Source organism: Pseudomonas sp. YuFO20 (assembly GCF_035064975.1).
Taxonomy (GTDB): domain Bacteria; phylum Pseudomonadota; class Gammaproteobacteria; order Pseudomonadales; family Pseudomonadaceae; genus Aquipseudomonas; species Aquipseudomonas putida_AE.
Window position 1 is genome coordinate 1 of the sequence record NZ_JAXDEO010000052.1, and the last position, 16,579, is coordinate 16,579.

Below are 16,579 nucleotides of genomic sequence, written 5' to 3' on the forward strand. Positions count from 1 at the left end.
TGCCGCCATCGCTGGCAAGCCAGCTCCTACAGGTTTTGGGCTGCATGCGGATTGTTGGGTACGACACAAATCCGTAGGAGCCGGCTTGCTGGCGATTCGGTGGTGGCCGTTATGCCGCCATCGCGGCAAGTCAGACGGGGCCGGTCAAGCCGTATGGCCACCCAGGTTTTCGGTAACCCAGTCGGCGATGTACTGACCCGCGTTGATACTGTTGTCAAAACTCGAATGCTGCACACCACCTTCGCGTTCGGTAAAGATCTTCAGTTCACGTTTGGGGCTGTTGACCAGTTGCTCGTAAGTACGCTGTGCCCACTTCAGCGGGATCTGCGAATCCTTTTCACCGTGGGTCACCAGGAACGGCACCTTGATCCGGTCCAGCACGCCGTCCAGATGGACGTTCTCGGCGATGGCCATGAACTCCTCCATGTCTTTTGCACCCCACACCCACTGCACGTGCGCCCAATAGTGCGGTACCGGGAAGCTGCCTTCTTTTTCCAGGCGACGCTTTTGCACATCGCGCCAGTCATGGTTCGCGCCCCACACCACACCGCAGGCAAACCGTGGCTCGAAGGCCACGGCGCGCGGGCAGTAATAACCGCCGAGGGAGACACCCTCAAGGCCGATACGCTTGGCATCCACGTCGCTGCGGGTTTCCAGCCAGTCGACCACGCGGCTGGCCCAGTGCTCGCTGTCGTAGCGCGCAATCAGGTTGTGCAGGCGCAGTGCTTCACCGGTGCCGGGCTGGTCGATGATCAACGACGAGACGCCGCGTTTTGCCAGCCAGGCCGGCAGACCGACGCGGTATTTCATTTCCTTGGTCGAATCCAGTCCGTTGACCTGCACCAGGATCGGCGCCGGGCCGCTCACACCTTCGGCACGCACCAGCAAGCCGGAAATATGTTTGCCCTCGTAGGGGATTTCAACGCGCTCGCAGTTCTCCCGCGACAGTTCGATACCGCGCTTGAAAGTCTGCAAAAAACGCTGGTACAACTCGGTACGGCCCGGCGCGCCATGGGCCTGCAAGCGCTCGCAGGTCAGGTAATAGGTGGCGGCCCGGTTGTACTTTTCACCGGCGGACAGCAGCCGGCCATTGCCTTCGTCTTCCTCGGCCAGGCCGCAGAGCTTGTCGGCCATCTTTGCCCAGGTTTCGCGAAACGCCTTGGTGCCAGCGGCGTCGGGCTGCTGGGCGGCTTCCTGCAGTGGCGCGCACATCTCTTCGATTTCGCCGATGCGGGCGCCCATCTCGATGGCCAGGTTGACTGAGAGATTCCACACGTAATTGGTCGGGAAATAACGGAACATGATTGTTGTTGTCCTTGTGGTTGCCTTGAGCGTTCAAGGCACGTTAAGGACGGCCCGGCTAATTGACCAATCGTGACTCGGGATGCGAGGTATCGCGAGCGGCGATAGGATCCTGTTCCAGGTGCTGGATGAATTCGCTGATGCGCTCGCGCAGCCAGCGGTGCATCGGGTCACCGTCCACGCTGCGGTGCCAGAGCATGACTTCGCGCATGACCGGAATCTTCACCGGCGGATTGAGGATGCGCAGCGGCAGGTGCTGGGCATACAACCGCGCCAGGCGCTGGTGCATGGTGGCGATGCGTTGGGTGCCGACGACCAGTTGCGGCAGGGTGTTGAAGTCGTTGGTGATCACTTCGATGCGGCGGTTGAAGCCGTACTGGTTCATGAACCACTCTTCGATGCTCAAGTGCCGGGTGCGACCAAAACCGACGGAAACGTGGCCCATGTCCATGTACTGCTCAAGGGTCAGGCTGTCGCCGACCTGGGTATTGCCAGCCCACACCACGCAGACGTGTTCTTCCTCGAACAGCAGCTTGTGGGGATGGCCGTCGATGATGTAGCGCTCAGGCACGATCATCAGGTCGACCTCGCCGCGAATCAGCAACTCGCCGGAGTTGTCGCCGGGGCCGAGCATCTCGAACGTGATGTTCGGCGCTTCCTGATGGATCTTCTGGATCACCTGGGCAAACAGCACGCTGATCAGGTAATCCGAGGTCACCAGGCGGAAGTGGCGCTTGCTGGTGGTGGGGTCGAACACCGGCTTGGCGGTGATCGAGGATTGAATCGTCAGCAGCACTTCGCGGATCGGTTTGGCCAGCTCCTGGGCGTAGGGCGTGGGCTGCATCTTGCGCCCCACCTGCACCAGCAGTTCGTCTTCGAAATAGCTGCGCAGACGCCCGAGCACGCCACTGGTTGCGGACTGCGTCATGTGCAGGCGTTCGGCGGCACGGGTGATGTTCTGCTCTTCGAGCAATACATCGAGTGCCACCAGCAGATTGAGATCCAGGTGGTTGAAACGCATCAGGCATGTCCGCTGTTGTATTTATTTTCACGATACATTCCGGTGAATTGATCGTCCCGTCAACCCCGTCTTCACGCCTTCATCCTGCGCCTTCAGGTATCGCGTTTGCCGATAGGTCGCATCCCCACTCGCGATTAGTCAGCTGCCAAACCGCACGTCAATCTTCGCCGCAGTCGGACCTCTGGCCGACACCACCACCGGATTCCATGCGCAGCTGAACGGCCTGGTCGAGCAGTCTCCGGATCATAATTTCAATGGAGTGGTAAGCCATGAACATCATTGGCCTTGATGCCCTGATCTTTGGCGTCGATGACATCCAAGCCTGTACCGATTGCCTGCGTGACTACGGCCTTGCGCCGGTTGACGTCGACAGCGCTGGCGGGCGTTTTGAAGCACTGGACGGCACGGCCGTGATCATACGCCGTGCGGACGATCCGACCCTGCCAGCGGCCATCGGCCCGGCGCCATCGATTCGCGAAACCGTCTACGGCGTTGCCAGCGTGGCGGACCTCGACGCCATCGAGGACGAGTTGGCGCGAGACCGCCAGGTCTCCCGGGAAAACGGCGTGCTGCACAGCGTCGACGACATGGGCTTCGCGATCGCTTTCCAGGTCACCGTGCGCAAGGCGTACGACGCCCCGGACGACCTGACCAACGCCGCCGGCCATGCGCCGCAGCGCCCGCTGAACCAGCCTGGCATCACCCTCGACATGAGCGCGGTGCCCCGCACCTTGTCCCACGTGGTGTATTTCGTCCCCGACGCGGCCAAGGCCGAAGCGTTCTACGCCGAGCGCCTGGGCTTTCGGACCACCGACACCTTCATCGGCGCCGGGCCGTTCATGCGCCCCGCAGGTTCCGATGATCACCATTGCCTGTTCATGATCCAGACCCCGCCGCACATGAAGGGCTGCGAGCATTTCACCTTTCACATGGGCAGTGGCACCGAAGTGCTGTTGGCCGGTACGCGTTTCGAGCAAAAAGGCTGGACCAGTTTCTGGGGCCCGGGCCGTCACCTCTTTGGCTCCAACTGGTTCTGGTACTTCAACAGTCCACTGGGTTGCCACATTGAATACGACGCCGACATGGACAAACACGATGACGCCTGGGAGGCCCGGCGCGCGCCGTTGTCGGCGGATAACTCGCAGCTGTTCCTGTTCAATTCGAAGGCGAAATGGGCACCCGGCGGCCCGCCACCCAAACAGGGTTGAACACGGGTGTCTGCCATGAGCCAACGGGATTTTTACCTGTGCCTGATGGACGAACTGGTGGAAGGGCAGGCGCGCGGATTCGATCCATTGCAGCGCGGTAAAGACAGTGTCTTTGCCTTGGTGCACGACGGCCAGGTGCGGATTTATCGCAACAGTTGCCCGCATCTGGACGTACGCCTGGAGTACCGCAAGGACCGTTTTTTATCCGCCGACGGCCAGTTGATCGTCTGTTACGCCCACGGTGCGCAGTTTCTGCCGAGTACCGGCGAATGCGTCTACGGCCCCTGTCTGGGCCAGAAGCTGGAGGCGCTGGCGTGGCGGGTGGAGGAGGGCTGGCTGGTGCTGCAAATGCCCGGCATTGAAAGCGCGTCTCCCCGTTTTGAGGTATCGCGTTTGCAGATACATCGCATCCCTACTCGCGATTAGTCAAATCCCTGCTTTGCCGGGAAGCTGGACCCAACGACGCAGTGCCCGACGCTGCATCGAATCACAAGAATAACAAGTGAGAAAACCATGAGTGCAGTGAACAAAGTTCTGATCGTGGGCGGTGGCATTGGTGGTTTGTGCGCGGCCATCGCACTGCGGCGCAAGGGCATTGAGGTCGATCTGATCGAGCTCAAGTCAGAGTGGACGGTGTACGGCGTCGGGATCATCCAGCAAAGCAACGTGGTCCGCGAGATGGCCAAGCTGGGTGTGCTGGATGGGTATCTCGATGCGGCGTATGCCTTTGAAGACGTCGCCATCTATGGCCCGGCCGGCCAGCAACTGGCGCGCATCCCGGGTCAACGACTGGCGGGGCCTGCGTACCCGGCCAACGTCGGCATTTCACGCCTGGCGCTGCACAAGGTCCTCAGCGAAACGGCGCTGGAACTGGGCGCGCAGGTACGCCTGGGTCTCAGCGTGGAATCCTTGAAGGACACAGGCGACAGCGTCGATGTGCTGTTCACCGATGGCACTGGCGCTGTGTACGACCTGGTGGTCGGCGCCGACGGTCTGTTCTCCAGGGTTCGCGACTTGATCTTCGGCGACACCTACACCCCGCGTTTCACCGGCCAGTCGGTGTGGCGCTACAACTTCCCGCGTGACCCGCAGATCGATCACCTCGCCAACTACCAGAGTGCCGAAGGCAACGCCGGCCTGGTGCCGCTGGCCGGTGACCTGATGTACCTGTTCCTCACGTCCCACGAACCGTCCAACCCATGGATGGACCCGGCGACGCTGGCCGAGCAGATGCGCCAGCGTTTGCAGGGTTTCACCGGCCTCATCGGCGAACTGCGTGAGCAAATCACCGACAGCAGCCAGGTGGTCTACAAGCCGATGGAAGTGGTCTTCGTCGACGAGTCCTGGTACCGCGGCCGCGTCCTGCTGATCGGCGACGCCGCCCACGCGACCACGCCGCACCTCGGCCAGGGCGCCGGCATGGCGATTGAAGATGCCATCGTGCTCAGCGAAGAACTGACCCGCGACGGCAGCGTCGAGCAACAGCTGCAGCGCTTCATGGCGCGCCGTTTCGAGCGCTGCAAGTTCATCAGCGAAAGCTCGGTGCTGGCCGGCGACAAGGAAATGCAGCACGACCGTGAGTTCGACCGCATCGGCCTGGTCAAGCAGATGCTCGCGCTGACGGCCGAGCCCATCTGATTCACCCCACAGCAGTTACCACTATAAAAACAAGAGGTTAACGCGATGGTTAGTTCCACGACTGCGACGCTTGCGCGCCGCCCGGTCAGCACCTCTGCACCCTTTGGTTTCACCCTGGCCGCGGCGTTGGTGCTGTGCAGCCAGGCGGCCCATGCCTTTTCGGTGGATACCGGCAATCCGGATTTCAACCTGCGCTGGGATAACACCGTGAAGTACAGCGCCGCCTGGCGCACGCAGAATCCCAGCAGCAAACTGACCGAGGGCCAGGTGGCTCTCAACCAGGACGACGGCGACCGGGCCTTCAAGAAGGGCCTGATCTCCAACCGCACGGACATCCTGTCCGAGCTGGACATGTCGTTCAAGGACGTCGGCGCGCGCCTCAGTGGCGCCGCCTGGTACGACACCGAATACCAGCAGGACAACGATAACGACGACCCGGCACGGGCCAACGCCCGTTCCGTGGCCTACGACGAGTTCACCGACGACACCCGCCATGTGCATGGCGGTAAAGGCGAATTGCTCGATGCGTTCGTGTACTGGAACGGCGCGCTGGCCGACCACGCCACGTCCGTGCGTGCCGGTCGCCACGGCTTGATCTGGGGCGAGAGCCTGTTTTTCGGGGCCAACGGTATTGCCGGTGGCATGGCGCCGGTCGACGTGGTGAAAGCGCAGTCGGTACCCAACACCCAGTTCAAGGAAATCACCCGCCCGGTCAATCAGCTGTCGGGCACCTTCCAACTGACCGACGACGTGTCGCTCGGTGCCTTCTACCAGCTGGAATGGGAAGAGACCCGCCTGCCCGGTGCCGGCAGTTACTTCTCCACCAGCGACACCATTGGTGAAGGCAACGAACGCCTGATCGTGGGTGCGCCGTTTCCTCCGTTCCTCGGTGGCAATCCCGCCAGCCCGGCGGCGTTCTTCCATGGCAATGACAAGGAAGCGAAAAGTTCGGGGCAGGGCGGCCTGCAGTTGAAGTACAGCGCGGAAACGGTCGAGTACGGCCTGTACGCGATCCAGTACCACGACAAGACCCCCAAGCTGTACCTCAAGCCGTCCACCGGCACACCGAACTTCAGTACCGGCCAGATCGGCGAGTACTACTGGGTGTACCCGGAAGACATTCGCGCCTTTGGTGCCAGTTTCTCCACCACCGTCGATGAGTACAGCTTCGCCGGTGAAGCCTCGATGCGCTGGAACATGCCGCTGGTTTCCAACGGCCAGACCGTCCTGCCCGGCGTGGTCGCCGACAACGATGACGACGCCCTCTACGCGGTTGGCCGTACCGCCCACGTCAACCTCAACGTGCTGGCTTCGTTCGGGCCGAACTTCCTGGCCAGGGAATCGGGACTGGTCGGCGAGATCGCCTGGAACCGCCTGCTCAGCGTCACCAAAAACCGTGCCGCCCTCGACCCCAATGCCACCGACGACGGCCTCGGCTTCAAGGTGGTCTACACCCCGACCTACCGCCAGTTCTTCTCCGGCATCGACATCAGTATCCCGGTCGGCCTCAGCTACTTCCCCCTGGGCAAATCGGCGGTGGTCAGCTCCTTCGGCCCGGACAACGGCGGCGACATGAACATCGGCATCACCGCCACCTACCTGGATCGCGTCACCGCCGGCCTGACCTACACGCATTACTACGGCGCCGAGGACACCAACCTCAATGCCGCCAGCCAGTTCAATTACAAGCAATCGCTGAAAGACCGGGACTACCTGGCTTTCTCCGTCAAGACCACGTTTTAAGAGGACTTGCGCATGACCCACAACAAGAAAACCGCAGCCTTCACCCTCAAGGCCCTGGGCTTTGCACTGCTCGGTAGCCTGGCTCTGTGCAGCCAGCTGACGCTGGCGGCGACAGCGGAAGATGCCGCCAAACTGTCGAAAAACCTCACGCCTTTCGGCGCCGAGCGCGCCGGCAATGCCGACGGCTCCATCCCGGCCTGGGACGGTGGCTACACCAAGGTCGATCCTTCGTACAAGGAAGGCGGCAGGCGTTCCGATCCGTTCGCCGCGGACAAGCCGCTGTTCAGCATCACCTCGAAAAACCTCGCGCAATACGCCGACAAACTCAGCGATGGCACCAAGGAAATGTTCAAGCGTTTCCCGGACTCCTATCGCATCGACGTCTACCCGACCCGGCGCACCGCCGCCGCGCCGCAGTGGGTGTATGACAACACCCTGAAAAACGCCACCCGCGCCAAACTGGTCGACAGCAGCGCCGGCCCCGTGCCCGAAGGCGCCTTTGGCGGCATCCCGTTCCCGATCCCGCAGAACGGTGCCGAAGCCATGTGGAACCACGTGCTCAACTGGCGCGGCACCTCGGTGTCGATGCATTTCCGTCACTACCTGATGACCGCCGATGGCAAGCAGGTCATGACCACCGACGGCCAGGCCATCCAGGAGATGCCGTATTACTACAAGGAAGGCACGCCTGAGTCGTTTGCCGGTGACTACTGGCTGTTCCGCCTGCTCAACGTCGGACCACCGTTGCGTGCCGGCGAGCAGATCATGGGCCGCACCAACATCAACGGCGACCTGTCCCAGGCGCACGTCTACCTGACCGGGCAACGTCGTGTGCGCAAGCTGCCGAATGCCTGCTGCGATACGCCGACACCGGCGACCGCCGGGGTGATGTCGTTCGACGAATTGAGCGTGTTCCAGGGCCGCATGGACCGCTTCAACTGGAAGCTGGTGGGCAAGCAGGAGATGTACATCCCCTACAACACCAACAAAGTGCAAGCCGCCGCCAAACCTGAAGACCTGTTCCTGCCCCACCACATGAACCCCGATTACGTGCGTTGGGAATTGCACCGGGTCTGGGTGGTCGAGGCCGACCTGGCACCGGGCAAGCGTCACCAGTTGCCGAAGGGCCGTTACTACCTCGATGAAGACACCTGGCAAGCCATGCTGGGCGACCGCTGGGACGCCAACGGCCAACTGGCCAAGACCCTGTGGTCGTTGCCGGCGGTGATGCCGGATCTGCCTGCGCAAGCGCAACTGTCCTCGGGCTTCTACGACCTGACCTCCGGCGCCTGGTTCATCCAGAACGTCTACACCGGCCTGCCTGAGCAGTACGGCATGGTGGATCGCTACAGGGCCTCCGAGTTCTCGCCGGCGGCGATGGCGGGTGCCGGGGTTCGCTGAGTCAGACCGGATCGCGGCTAGCCTGGCGTGATCCGGTTTCAAACGGTTTTTCGAGGTTGGTATGAACAGATTCTGTCAGGTGGTTGGTCGACTGATGTGGCTTGTGGCGCTGCCTCTGGCATTGCCGTTGAGCCTGGTGCAGGCCGCCGCGGTGGGCGATGCGCTCTCTACGCCGGCCATGCAGGCGCCGCAAGCCAAGTCCGCGGTGCTGCTGGACCTGGCACGTGCGGGTGCGCGGCTGGTGGCGGTGGGGGAGCGGGGTATCGTGCTGCTGTCCGATGACAACGGCATGAGTTGGCGGCAGGCCGAGGTGCCGGTTTCGGTCAGCCTGACGTCGGTGCAATTTGTCGATGCCAACACAGGCTGGGCCGTGGGTCATGGCGGTGTCGTGCTGGCCTCTCGTGACGGGGGCGAGCACTGGACCATGCAGCTGGACGGCCTGCGTGCGGCACAACTTGAGCTGGACGCCGCCAAAGCGCAATTGCCTTCGGCCAGCGACCAGGATGCCGCCGCTGCGCGGGTACAAACGGCTGAACGGCTGGCCGGCGAGGGTGCCGACAAGCCGTTTCTCGCCCTGCAGTTCGTCGATGCCCGACATGGCCTGATCGTGGGAGCGTACGGCCTGGCCTTTCGCACCGACGACGGCGGCACCACCTGGCAATCCGTCATGGGGCAAATCGATAACCCGATGGGCGCGCACCTGTCTGCCATCGCGCAACAGGGAACGCACTGGTTCCTGGCCGGCGAGCAGGGTTACCTCGCTCGCTCGAACGATGCCGGCCAGTCATTCACCCAGCTGCAAAGCCCTTACGCGGGGAGTTTTTTCACCCTGCAAATGCGCGATGACGGTGTGCTGCTGGTGGCTGGCTTGAAGGGCAACGCGTTTGCCTCCAGCGACCTGGGCGAGAGCTTCCAACCCGCGCCGGTGTCGATGCCGGTGTCGTTCAGCGATGCGATCCGCACCGATGACGGCCAGTTGCTGCTGGTCAACCAGAGCGGCGCCCTGTTTCGTACCAACAGCCAGCCCGGCGCATTGCTCAAGCCCTATGGCAAACCGCTCGACAAGCCCGTTGCCAGTGTTGTCCAGGCCGCCGACGGCAGCCTGACGCTGGCGGGTTTCACCGGGTTGACGCGCATCTCGCCGTCAATCGCTACCGCTTCGGAGTGAGGTTATGAAGTCTTTCGACAACGCCACGGCCAGCCTGGCGAATTTCGATCCGCGCTCCGGTTCGGTGGTGGAACGCACGCTGTTCAACCACCGCCTGTGGGTGCTGTTGGTGTGTGTGCTGACCACCCTGGTGCTCGGCTATCAAGCCACCCGTATCGAGCTCAACGCCAGCTTTGAAAAGATGATCCCCACGCAGCAACCGTACATTGCCAACTACCTTGAGCACCAGAAACAGCTCACCGGCCTGGGCAATGCCTTGCGCATCGTGGTCGCCAACCGTCACGGCGATATCTATGACGCCGAGTACCTGAAGACCCTGCAGGCCCTGAGCGACCAACTCTACCTGCTGCCAGGCGTCGACCGCGCGTACATGAAGTCGCTGTGGACTCCGGCCACCCGCTGGGTCGCCGTGACCGAAGACGGCCTCGACGGCGGCCCGGTAATTCCGGATGACTACAGCGGCAGCGCCGCCAACCTCGAAGCACTGCGGCGCAATGTGCAGCGCTCCAATGAACTCGGGCAACTGGTGGCGTTCGACCAGACCTCGAGCATCATCTACGTGCCGTTGCTGGCCGCCACCACCGACGGCAAGCCGCTGGATTACGCGGTGCTTTCTGAACAGCTGGAGACCCTGCGCAGCACTTATCAAAACGCCAACATCGACATTCACATCACCGGTTTCGCGAAAAAAGTCGGCGACCTGATTGCCGGCCTGAAGCAGATCCTGCTGTTCTTTGCCGTCGCGATCCTGATCACCACCGCCGTGCTGTTCTGGTACACCCGCTGCCTGCGCAGCACCGTGCTGGTGGTGCTGTGCTCGCTGGTGGCGGTGGTCTGGCAGCTCGGTTTGCTGCCCTTGCTGGACTACCAACTGGACCCGTACTCGGTGCTGGTGCCGTTCCTGGTGTTTGCCATCGGCATGAGCCACGGCGCGCAGAAAATGAACGGCATCATGCAGGACATCGGCCGGGGCATGCACCGGGTGGTGGCGGCGCGATTCACTTTCCGCCGGCTGTTCCTCGCCGGCCTCACGGCGCTGCTGTGTGATGCCGTGGGTTTTGCCGTGCTGATGCTGATCAAGATCCAGGTCATTCAAGACCTCGCGGTGATCGCCAGCATCGGCGTGGCAGTGTTGATCTTCACCAACCTGATCCTGCTGCCGGTGTTGCTCTCCTATGTCGGTGTGACACCGCGTGCGGCGCAACTGAGCCTGAAGAGCGAACAGGCCGAACAAAGCGGTCAGACGCGCCATGCCTTCTGGCGTTTTCTCGACCTGTTCACCCATCGTCGCTGGGCCAGCCTGTGCATCGCCATCAGCCTGGCGCTGGCGGCGCTCGGTTTTGTGGTCAGCCTGCAACTGAAAATCGGCGACCTCGACGCCGGTGCGCCGGAGCTGCGTGCGGACTCGCGCTACAACCAGGACGATGCCTACCTGACCCGTCATTACGGCGCCAGCAGCGACCTGTTCGCGGTGATGGTGAAAACCCCGGCCAGCAGCTGTGCGCGCTATGACATCCTGGCCAAGGTCGATGCCCTGGACTGGCAGCTGCGCGCCTTGCCGGGGGTGGACTCGACCAACTCGCTGGCGTTGCTCAACCGGCGCATGCTGGTCGGCCTCAGTGAAGGCAATCCCAAGTGGTACGAGCTGCAGAACAACCAGGCGATGCTCAACATGATCACCGCCAGTGCACCGCGCGGCTTGTACAACGAAGACTGCAGCCTGCTGACCCTGTACGCCTACCTCACCGACCACAAGGCCGAGACGCTGACCCGCCTGGTCGAGCACGTGGAAAAATTCGCCGCGGCGAATAATACCGACGAGGTGCAATTTCTCCTGGCCGCGGGTAACGCCGGCATCGAGGCGGCGACCAATATCGTCGTCAAACAAGCCAACCGCGAGATGCTGATCTGGGTGTATGGCGCTGTGATTCTGCTGTGCCTGATCACCTTCCGCTCGTGGCGCGCCACGCTGTGCGCGGTGATTCCGTTAATGCTGACGTCCATCCTCTGCGAAGCCTTGATGGTCTGGCTGAACATCGGCGTGAAAGTCGCCACGCTGCCGGTGATCGCCCTGGGCGTGGGCATCGGTGTCGACTATGCGCTGTACGTGATGAGCATTCTCCTCGGCCATCTGCGCCAAGGGGCGAGCCTGTCCGAAGCCTATTACCGCGCCCTGGTGTCCACCGGCAAGGTGGTGATGCTGACCGGTATCACCCTGGCCATCGGTGTCGCGACCTGGACGTTTTCACCGATCAAGTTCCAGGCCGACATGGGCGTGCTGCTGGCCTTCATGTTCGTCTGGAACATGGTTGGCGCCTTGGTATTGCTGCCTGCGCTGGCGTACTTCCTGTTGCCCGCGCGTAGCGAGGCGCAGGGGCCAGTGACGGTGCGTAATGGCGCGGGTTCCGAGACGGCGGTGCTAGCCAACGTTCCACACCTGCGCATCAAGGAGCAGTGCCATGGTCGCTAACGCCTTTGTAGAAAACTCCACCCGAAAGGCCGGATGGGTGCAATCGCTGTTGTTGCTGCTGGGCAGTTGTCTGCCGGTGCTGGGCGCGGTACTGCTGGCCCCGGTACTGCCGCGGATGCAGGCGCATTTCGCCGACGTGCCCGGCAGCAGCGTACTGGTGCCTGTGGTGTTGACCTTGCCGGCCTTGGTGATTGCCCTGCTGGCGCCGTTCGCCGGGCTGATCGCCGATCGCCTGGGGCGCAAGCCGTTGCTGCTGGCCAGCATGTCGCTGTACGTGCTCTGCGGCGTGCTGCCGCTGTGGCTCGACTCGCTGCCGGCGATCGTGCTCAGCCGTGCGGGCATCGGTCTGGCCGAGGCGGGCATCATGACCTGCTGCACCACGCTGATGGGCGACTACTACAGCGGCGCCCGGCGTGAGCGCCTGTTTGCCTTGCAGATGGTCGCCACCTCGTTGTCGGCGGCGGTGTTTATCGCGCTGGGTGGCTTCCTCGGGCAAAACGACTGGCGCACGCCCTTTGCGCTGTACGCCGTGGGCCTGGTTTTCCTGCCGCTGATGGCCTGGAAACTGTGGGAGCCACAGGCCGCTGCGCAACCCGGACCAACCACCCAGCCGCTGCCCGCCGGCCAGTTTCCGTGGCGCGCGCTCACGCCCCTGTATGGGCTGTCGCTGTTGGCGGGTTTGAGCCTGTTTATCGTACCGGTGCAGGCCGGATACCTGCTCAACCTGCTGCACGTGGATGCCCCGCAACAGATCGGCATGACCATGGGCGCCAATCAACTGGGCGTGCTCATTGGCGCGTTGAGTTTTCGCCTGTTCAGCGGGATGCGTGGGCAGCACATGCTGCTGATCGCCTACGTGCTGGCGGGCAGCGGCGGGTTGCTGATGGCGGACGCCTTGACCCATGTGCAGGTCGTGGTCGCCGTGACCATCAATGGCCTGGGCATTGGCCTGATGCTGCCGACGTTGATCACCTGGATCATGGCGCAAGTCAATTTTCATCAACGCGGGCGGGCGGCCGGGTGTTTTACCGCGGCCATCTTCGCCGGCGAATTCATCAGCCCCCTGGTGGTGCTCGGAGTGACCGGTGGCGTCGTCACTGCGCTACCCCATGCGTTGGCCATTGTCGGTGGCCTGCAACTGTTGGTGGCGGTGTTCTGCCTGGCCGTACCTCGGCTCGGTGGCCTGTTGCCCCACGCGAATGTTGTTGTCGGTGGCACCACCACCGGCGACGGAAAGTGAACGAGGATTTCCCATGCAAACGCTTCCTGAATTCAAACGAGTGGTCACCGGGCACGATGAACATGGCCAGGCCATCGTCGCCAGCAACGGGCCGACGCCGAACGTGTTCCCGCTGACGTCGGTACCGGGCACGGTGTTTCATGAACTGTGGAACAGCAGCACCAGCCCGGCGTTGCTCGACAACGCCAGTGATCCCAGCAGCAAACCCCTGCAACTGAGCCCCGGCCCCCTGGGTAGCGTGATTCGGGTGGTGGATATTCCACCGGACAGCGTGCAGAACCAGGTCAGCGCTGAAAGTGCCGCGGCAGTGTTCGCCGAAATTGGCCAATCCCACGCTGGCACGGGCAAAGCCGACTCCCGGCACAAGTTGATGCACCGCACCGAAACCCTCGACTACGGCATCGTCACCGAGGGTGAAGTGTGGCTGGTACTGGACGAGGAAGAAGTGCACCTCAAGCGCGGCGACGTCGTGGTGCAACGCGGCACCAACCATGCCTGGAGCAACCGCACCGAAGCGATGGCGCGCATGGTCTTCATCCTGCTCGACGGACGCTTCGCGGCTGAGTTGAGCCTTGCCCAAGGAGCATCCGCATGAAACTCGCCACCCTGAAAAACGCCAGTCGTGATGGACAGCTCGTCGTGGTCTCGCGGGATCTCGCCTGGGCACTGGACGCCAGTTCCGTGGCGCCGACCTTGCAGCAGGCCATCGAGAACTGGAGCAGCGTCGAGCCGCGCTTGCAGGCGCTGTCGAGTGAGTTGAATGCGGGCACAGCGGCAGACGCTTTCGCATTCGATCCCGCCCAGGCCATGGCGCCGTTGCCCCGCGCCTATCAGTGGTGCGACGGCTCCGCTTTCCTCAGCCACGGTGCGCTGATGCAGAAAGCGTTCAACCTCGACCCCATCGACGGCGTCGAACACACACCGTTGATGTACCAGGGCGCCGGTGACGATTTCATCGGCCCGCGCGACGACATCGCGTTGCCGAGCGAGAGCCAGGGCATCGACTTCGAAGGCGAATTCGTCGTGCTGGTGGATGAGGTGCCGATGGGCTGCGACGCGCAACAGGCGCTGCAGCACATCAAGCTGATCCTGCAAATCAACGACGTCAGCTTGCGCGCCCTGGCTCCACGGGAAATGCGCACGGGCTTCGGGTTCCTCCAGGCCAAACCCTCGTCCAGCTTCGCCCCGCTGGCCATTACCCCGGACGAATTGGGTGACGCCTGGCGCGACGGTCGCGTGCACCTGCCGTTGCAGGTGCACTGGAATGGCCAATGGTTCGGTCAGCCCCACGGTGGACAGATGAATTTCAACTTTGGCCAGTTGATCGCCCATGCCGCGCTGACTCGCCGGTTGGGCGCTGGCACCCTCATCGGTTCCGGCACCGTGTCGAATGCCGAACGCAGTGCCGGGTCGGCCTGCATCGCCGAGCGTCGCGCCATCGAGATGATCGAGCAGGGCGCCGCGCAAACCGGCTTCATGCGCTTTGGCGACCGCGTGCACATGGACGTGCTGGATAACGATGGCCAGTCGTTGTTCGGCGCGATCGATCAACGTGTCGTTCAGGCCCAGGGCTGAGGGGCGCTCTATGCGAGTGTTGATTACCGGAGCCAATGGTTTTGTCGGACGAGAGCTGGTGCGTTGCCTGCTGGCGCGGGGCAGTTTGCGCGGCCAGCACATTGGTTCGTTGTTGGTGCTGGACAGGGACTTGCAGGGTTTGCCGGATGACGCCCGTCTGCGCCGTCATTTCGGCAGCGTGACCGATCCGGCGTTGATGCGCCGGGTGTTGGCCGACGGCATCGACGTGGTATTCCATCTGGTCAGCATTCCCGGAGGCGCGGCTGAAGAGCAGTACGAACTGGGCTATCAGGTCAACCTGCTGGCCAGCCTGGAACTGCTCAACCAACTGCGCAACAAAAGCCAGCCACCGGTCCTGGTGTACGCCAGCAGCGTCGCGGTGTACGGCGGTCATCTGCCGGAACGCATGAGCGAGGCCGCCGAGCTGCGCCCGCAATTGTCCTATGGCACGCACAAGGCCATGGTCGAAAGCGCCGTGAGCGACCTGGCCCGGCGCGGCGATGTCGACGGTCGTGCGTTGCGCCTGCCGGGCATCGTCGCCCGGCCCCGTGAGCCCAATGGCTTGCGGTCGGCGTTCATGAGCGACCTGATGCGCGCGTTTGCCGAGGGTGAAGCCTATCAATGCCCGGTCTCGCCAGAGGCGACGGCCTGGTGGATGTCGGCGCGCTGCTGTGTGAACAACCTGATCCACGCGGCCGAGCTCGATGGCGCCGTGCTCGGGGCTCAGCGGGTCTGGCAATTGCCGGTGTTGCAGTTGTCCATCGCCCAGGTGATCGACGCACTGGCCGAGCGTTATGGACAGGAGCGCCGCAGGCTGATCAGTTTTTCCCCCGACGCCGGGCTGGAAGCCTTGTTCGGGCGCATGCCCTCCCTGAAAACCCCACAAGCCCGTGCCGCCGGTTTCAGCCATGACCGCAATGCTGCCGCGCTGGTGCGCAATGCCCTTAACCCCGCGGCCCCCCGACACCTGCCGCTGACCGGAGAGACCTTTCATGTCACAGCCAACCAAGCCTAAACGTCGTCTCGTGGACCTCTCGGTCACCCTCGACAACAACCCCTACACCGATCCGCCACCGTTGCTGCCGAAGATCGATTACATGGATCACCAGCAAGGCTGGCCGGAAATGGCGGCGATGTTCCCCGGCTTGCAGCTCGAACAGATGCCGGGCAATGAATCCTGGGCCGCCGAACGACTGCACATCACCACCCACAGCGGCACGCACATGGACGCGCCCTGGCATTACGCCTCGACCACCGATGGCGGTCAGCCGGCCTTTGGCATCGATGAGTTGCCGCTGGATTGGTGCCTGCAACCGGGGGTGAAGCTGGACTTTCGGCACATGGCGGACGGTCATGTGGTGACCGCCGACGAGATCGAAGCGGAGCTGGCGCGTATCGGCCACGTGTTGCGGCCGCTGGATATCGTGCTGATCAACACCCGTGCCGGCGCGTTGTTCGGCCAGCCGGGGTATCTGGATGCCGGCGTCGGCATCGGCCGTGAAGCCACGATGTACCTGCTGGAGCGTGGGGTACGGGTGGTCGGTACCGATGCCTGGAGCTGGGACGCCCCCTTCAAGTACACCCGCGAGCGTTTTGCCGCCGATGGCGATGCCTCGATCATCTGGGAAGGGCACAAGGCCGGGCGCGATATCGGTTATGGGCAAATGGAAAAGCTCGCCAACCTGGAATCCTTGCCGGCCAGTGGATTTCTGGTGTCGTGTTTCCCCTACAAGATCAAGCATGCTTCGGCGGGGTTTGTTCGCGCGGTGGCGATCTTCGAAGAGTAAGCCGCGCTGGAAACCCTCCTCGATCA

At 62.9% G+C, this 16,579-nt stretch carries 14 protein-coding genes; 12 read left to right on the top strand and 2 right to left on the bottom strand.

Annotation, left to right across the window (positions count from 1 at the left end; all coding sequences use genetic code 11):
- Window positions 1–144: 144 nt before the first annotated feature.
- A complete protein-coding gene (locus SOP85_RS24425; protein WP_274077845.1) occupies window positions 145–1,302 on the bottom strand; it encodes an alpha/beta hydrolase family protein in 1,158 nt (385 codons plus the stop codon).
- 58 nt (window positions 1,303–1,360) lie between these two features.
- A complete protein-coding gene (locus SOP85_RS24430; protein ID WP_274077844.1) occupies window positions 1,361–2,323 on the bottom strand; it encodes a LysR family transcriptional regulator in 963 nt (320 codons plus the stop codon).
- Window positions 2,324–2,592: 269 nt separating this feature from the next.
- Here SOP85_RS24430 and SOP85_RS24435 point away from each other — a divergent pair, with 269 nt between their 5' ends.
- From SOP85_RS24435 to SOP85_RS24490, 12 genes are all read left to right on the top strand, one after another.
- The gene (locus SOP85_RS24435) at window positions 2,593–3,531 is read left to right on the top strand and encodes a VOC family protein (RefSeq protein ID WP_323628485.1); all 939 of its coding nucleotides are present in this window, start codon (window positions 2,593–2,595) and stop codon (window positions 3,529–3,531) included.
- Between the two features lie 15 nt (window positions 3,532–3,546).
- Window positions 3,547–3,957, top strand: coding sequence for a Rieske (2Fe-2S) protein (locus tag SOP85_RS24440; RefSeq protein WP_323628487.1), 411 nt, complete (start codon window positions 3,547–3,549; stop codon window positions 3,955–3,957).
- Window positions 3,958–4,044: 87 nt separating this feature from the next.
- Window positions 4,045–5,169, top strand: coding sequence for an FAD-dependent oxidoreductase (locus SOP85_RS24445; RefSeq protein WP_323628488.1), 1,125 nt, complete (start codon window positions 4,045–4,047; stop codon window positions 5,167–5,169).
- Window positions 5,170–5,214: 45 nt separating this feature from the next.
- Entirely contained in the window at window positions 5,215–6,912 is a 1,698-nt protein-coding gene (locus SOP85_RS24450) for a DUF1302 domain-containing protein (protein ID WP_323628489.1), read from the top strand.
- A gap of 12 nt (window positions 6,913–6,924) precedes the next feature.
- Entirely contained in the window at window positions 6,925–8,313 is a 1,389-nt protein-coding gene (locus SOP85_RS24455) for a DUF1329 domain-containing protein (RefSeq protein ID WP_323628491.1), read from the top strand.
- A gap of 61 nt (window positions 8,314–8,374) precedes the next feature.
- Window positions 8,375–9,481 carry a WD40/YVTN/BNR-like repeat-containing protein gene (locus SOP85_RS24460; RefSeq protein ID WP_323628492.1) on the top strand — a complete coding sequence of 369 codons (1,107 nt, stop codon included), beginning with the start codon at window positions 8,375–8,377 and terminating at the stop codon, window positions 9,479–9,481.
- A gap of 4 nt (window positions 9,482–9,485) precedes the next feature.
- Window positions 9,486–11,951 (top strand): efflux RND transporter permease subunit, encoded by a 2,466-nt coding sequence (locus SOP85_RS24465; protein WP_323628493.1) that lies wholly within the window; start codon window positions 9,486–9,488, stop codon window positions 11,949–11,951.
- Window positions 11,941–13,191 carry an MFS transporter gene (locus SOP85_RS24470; protein ID WP_323628494.1) on the top strand — a complete coding sequence of 417 codons (1,251 nt, stop codon included), beginning with the start codon at window positions 11,941–11,943 and terminating at the stop codon, window positions 13,189–13,191. Before SOP85_RS24465 ends, SOP85_RS24470 begins: the two co-directional genes overlap by 11 nt.
- 13 nt (window positions 13,192–13,204) lie before the next feature.
- Entirely contained in the window at window positions 13,205–13,786 is a 582-nt protein-coding gene (locus tag SOP85_RS24475) for a cupin domain-containing protein (protein WP_323628495.1), read from the top strand.
- Window positions 13,783–14,766: a fumarylacetoacetate hydrolase family protein gene (locus SOP85_RS24480; RefSeq protein ID WP_323628496.1), complete on the top strand. Its 984-nt coding sequence runs from the start codon at window positions 13,783–13,785 to the stop codon at window positions 14,764–14,766. Before SOP85_RS24475 ends, SOP85_RS24480 begins: the two co-directional genes overlap by 4 nt.
- A 10-nt stretch (window positions 14,767–14,776) precedes the next feature.
- Complete coding sequence (locus SOP85_RS24485; RefSeq protein ID WP_323628497.1) at window positions 14,777–15,781, top strand: NAD-dependent epimerase/dehydratase family protein; 1,005 nt, start codon at window positions 14,777–14,779, stop codon at window positions 15,779–15,781.
- Window positions 15,759–16,553, top strand: coding sequence for a cyclase family protein (locus tag SOP85_RS24490; protein ID WP_274077832.1), 795 nt, complete (start codon window positions 15,759–15,761; stop codon window positions 16,551–16,553). The genes SOP85_RS24485 and SOP85_RS24490 overlap by 23 nt, the downstream gene beginning before the upstream one ends.
- Window positions 16,554–16,579: the final 26 nt, after the last annotated feature.

Excerpts from the sequence above, each read along its gene's own strand:
- SOP85_RS24490 (WP_274077832.1), top strand. The coding sequence starts at position 15,759 with ATGTCACAGCCAACCAAGCCTAAACGTCGTCTCGTGGACCTCTCGGTC.
- SOP85_RS24480 (WP_323628496.1), top strand. The coding sequence starts at position 13,783 with ATGAAACTCGCCACCCTGAAAAACGCCAGTCGTGATGGACAGCTCGTC.
- SOP85_RS24425 (WP_274077845.1), bottom strand. The coding sequence starts at position 1,302 with ATGTTCCGTTATTTCCCGACCAATTACGTGTGGAATCTCTCAGTCAAC.
- SOP85_RS24465 (WP_323628493.1), top strand. The coding sequence starts at position 9,486 with ATGAAGTCTTTCGACAACGCCACGGCCAGCCTGGCGAATTTCGATCCG.
- SOP85_RS24475 (WP_323628495.1), top strand. The coding sequence starts at position 13,205 with ATGCAAACGCTTCCTGAATTCAAACGAGTGGTCACCGGGCACGATGAA.
- SOP85_RS24485 (WP_323628497.1), top strand. The coding sequence starts at position 14,777 with ATGCGAGTGTTGATTACCGGAGCCAATGGTTTTGTCGGACGAGAGCTG.
- SOP85_RS24440 (WP_323628487.1), top strand. The coding sequence starts at position 3,547 with ATGAGCCAACGGGATTTTTACCTGTGCCTGATGGACGAACTGGTGGAA.
- SOP85_RS24455 (WP_323628491.1), top strand. The coding sequence starts at position 6,925 with ATGACCCACAACAAGAAAACCGCAGCCTTCACCCTCAAGGCCCTGGGC.
- SOP85_RS24450 (WP_323628489.1), top strand. The coding sequence starts at position 5,215 with ATGGTTAGTTCCACGACTGCGACGCTTGCGCGCCGCCCGGTCAGCACC.
- SOP85_RS24470 (WP_323628494.1), top strand. The coding sequence starts at position 11,941 with ATGGTCGCTAACGCCTTTGTAGAAAACTCCACCCGAAAGGCCGGATGG.
- SOP85_RS24430 (WP_274077844.1), bottom strand. The coding sequence starts at position 2,323 with ATGCGTTTCAACCACCTGGATCTCAATCTGCTGGTGGCACTCGATGTA.
- SOP85_RS24445 (WP_323628488.1), top strand. The coding sequence starts at position 4,045 with ATGAGTGCAGTGAACAAAGTTCTGATCGTGGGCGGTGGCATTGGTGGT.
- SOP85_RS24460 (WP_323628492.1), top strand. The coding sequence starts at position 8,375 with ATGAACAGATTCTGTCAGGTGGTTGGTCGACTGATGTGGCTTGTGGCG.
- SOP85_RS24435 (WP_323628485.1), top strand. The coding sequence starts at position 2,593 with ATGAACATCATTGGCCTTGATGCCCTGATCTTTGGCGTCGATGACATC.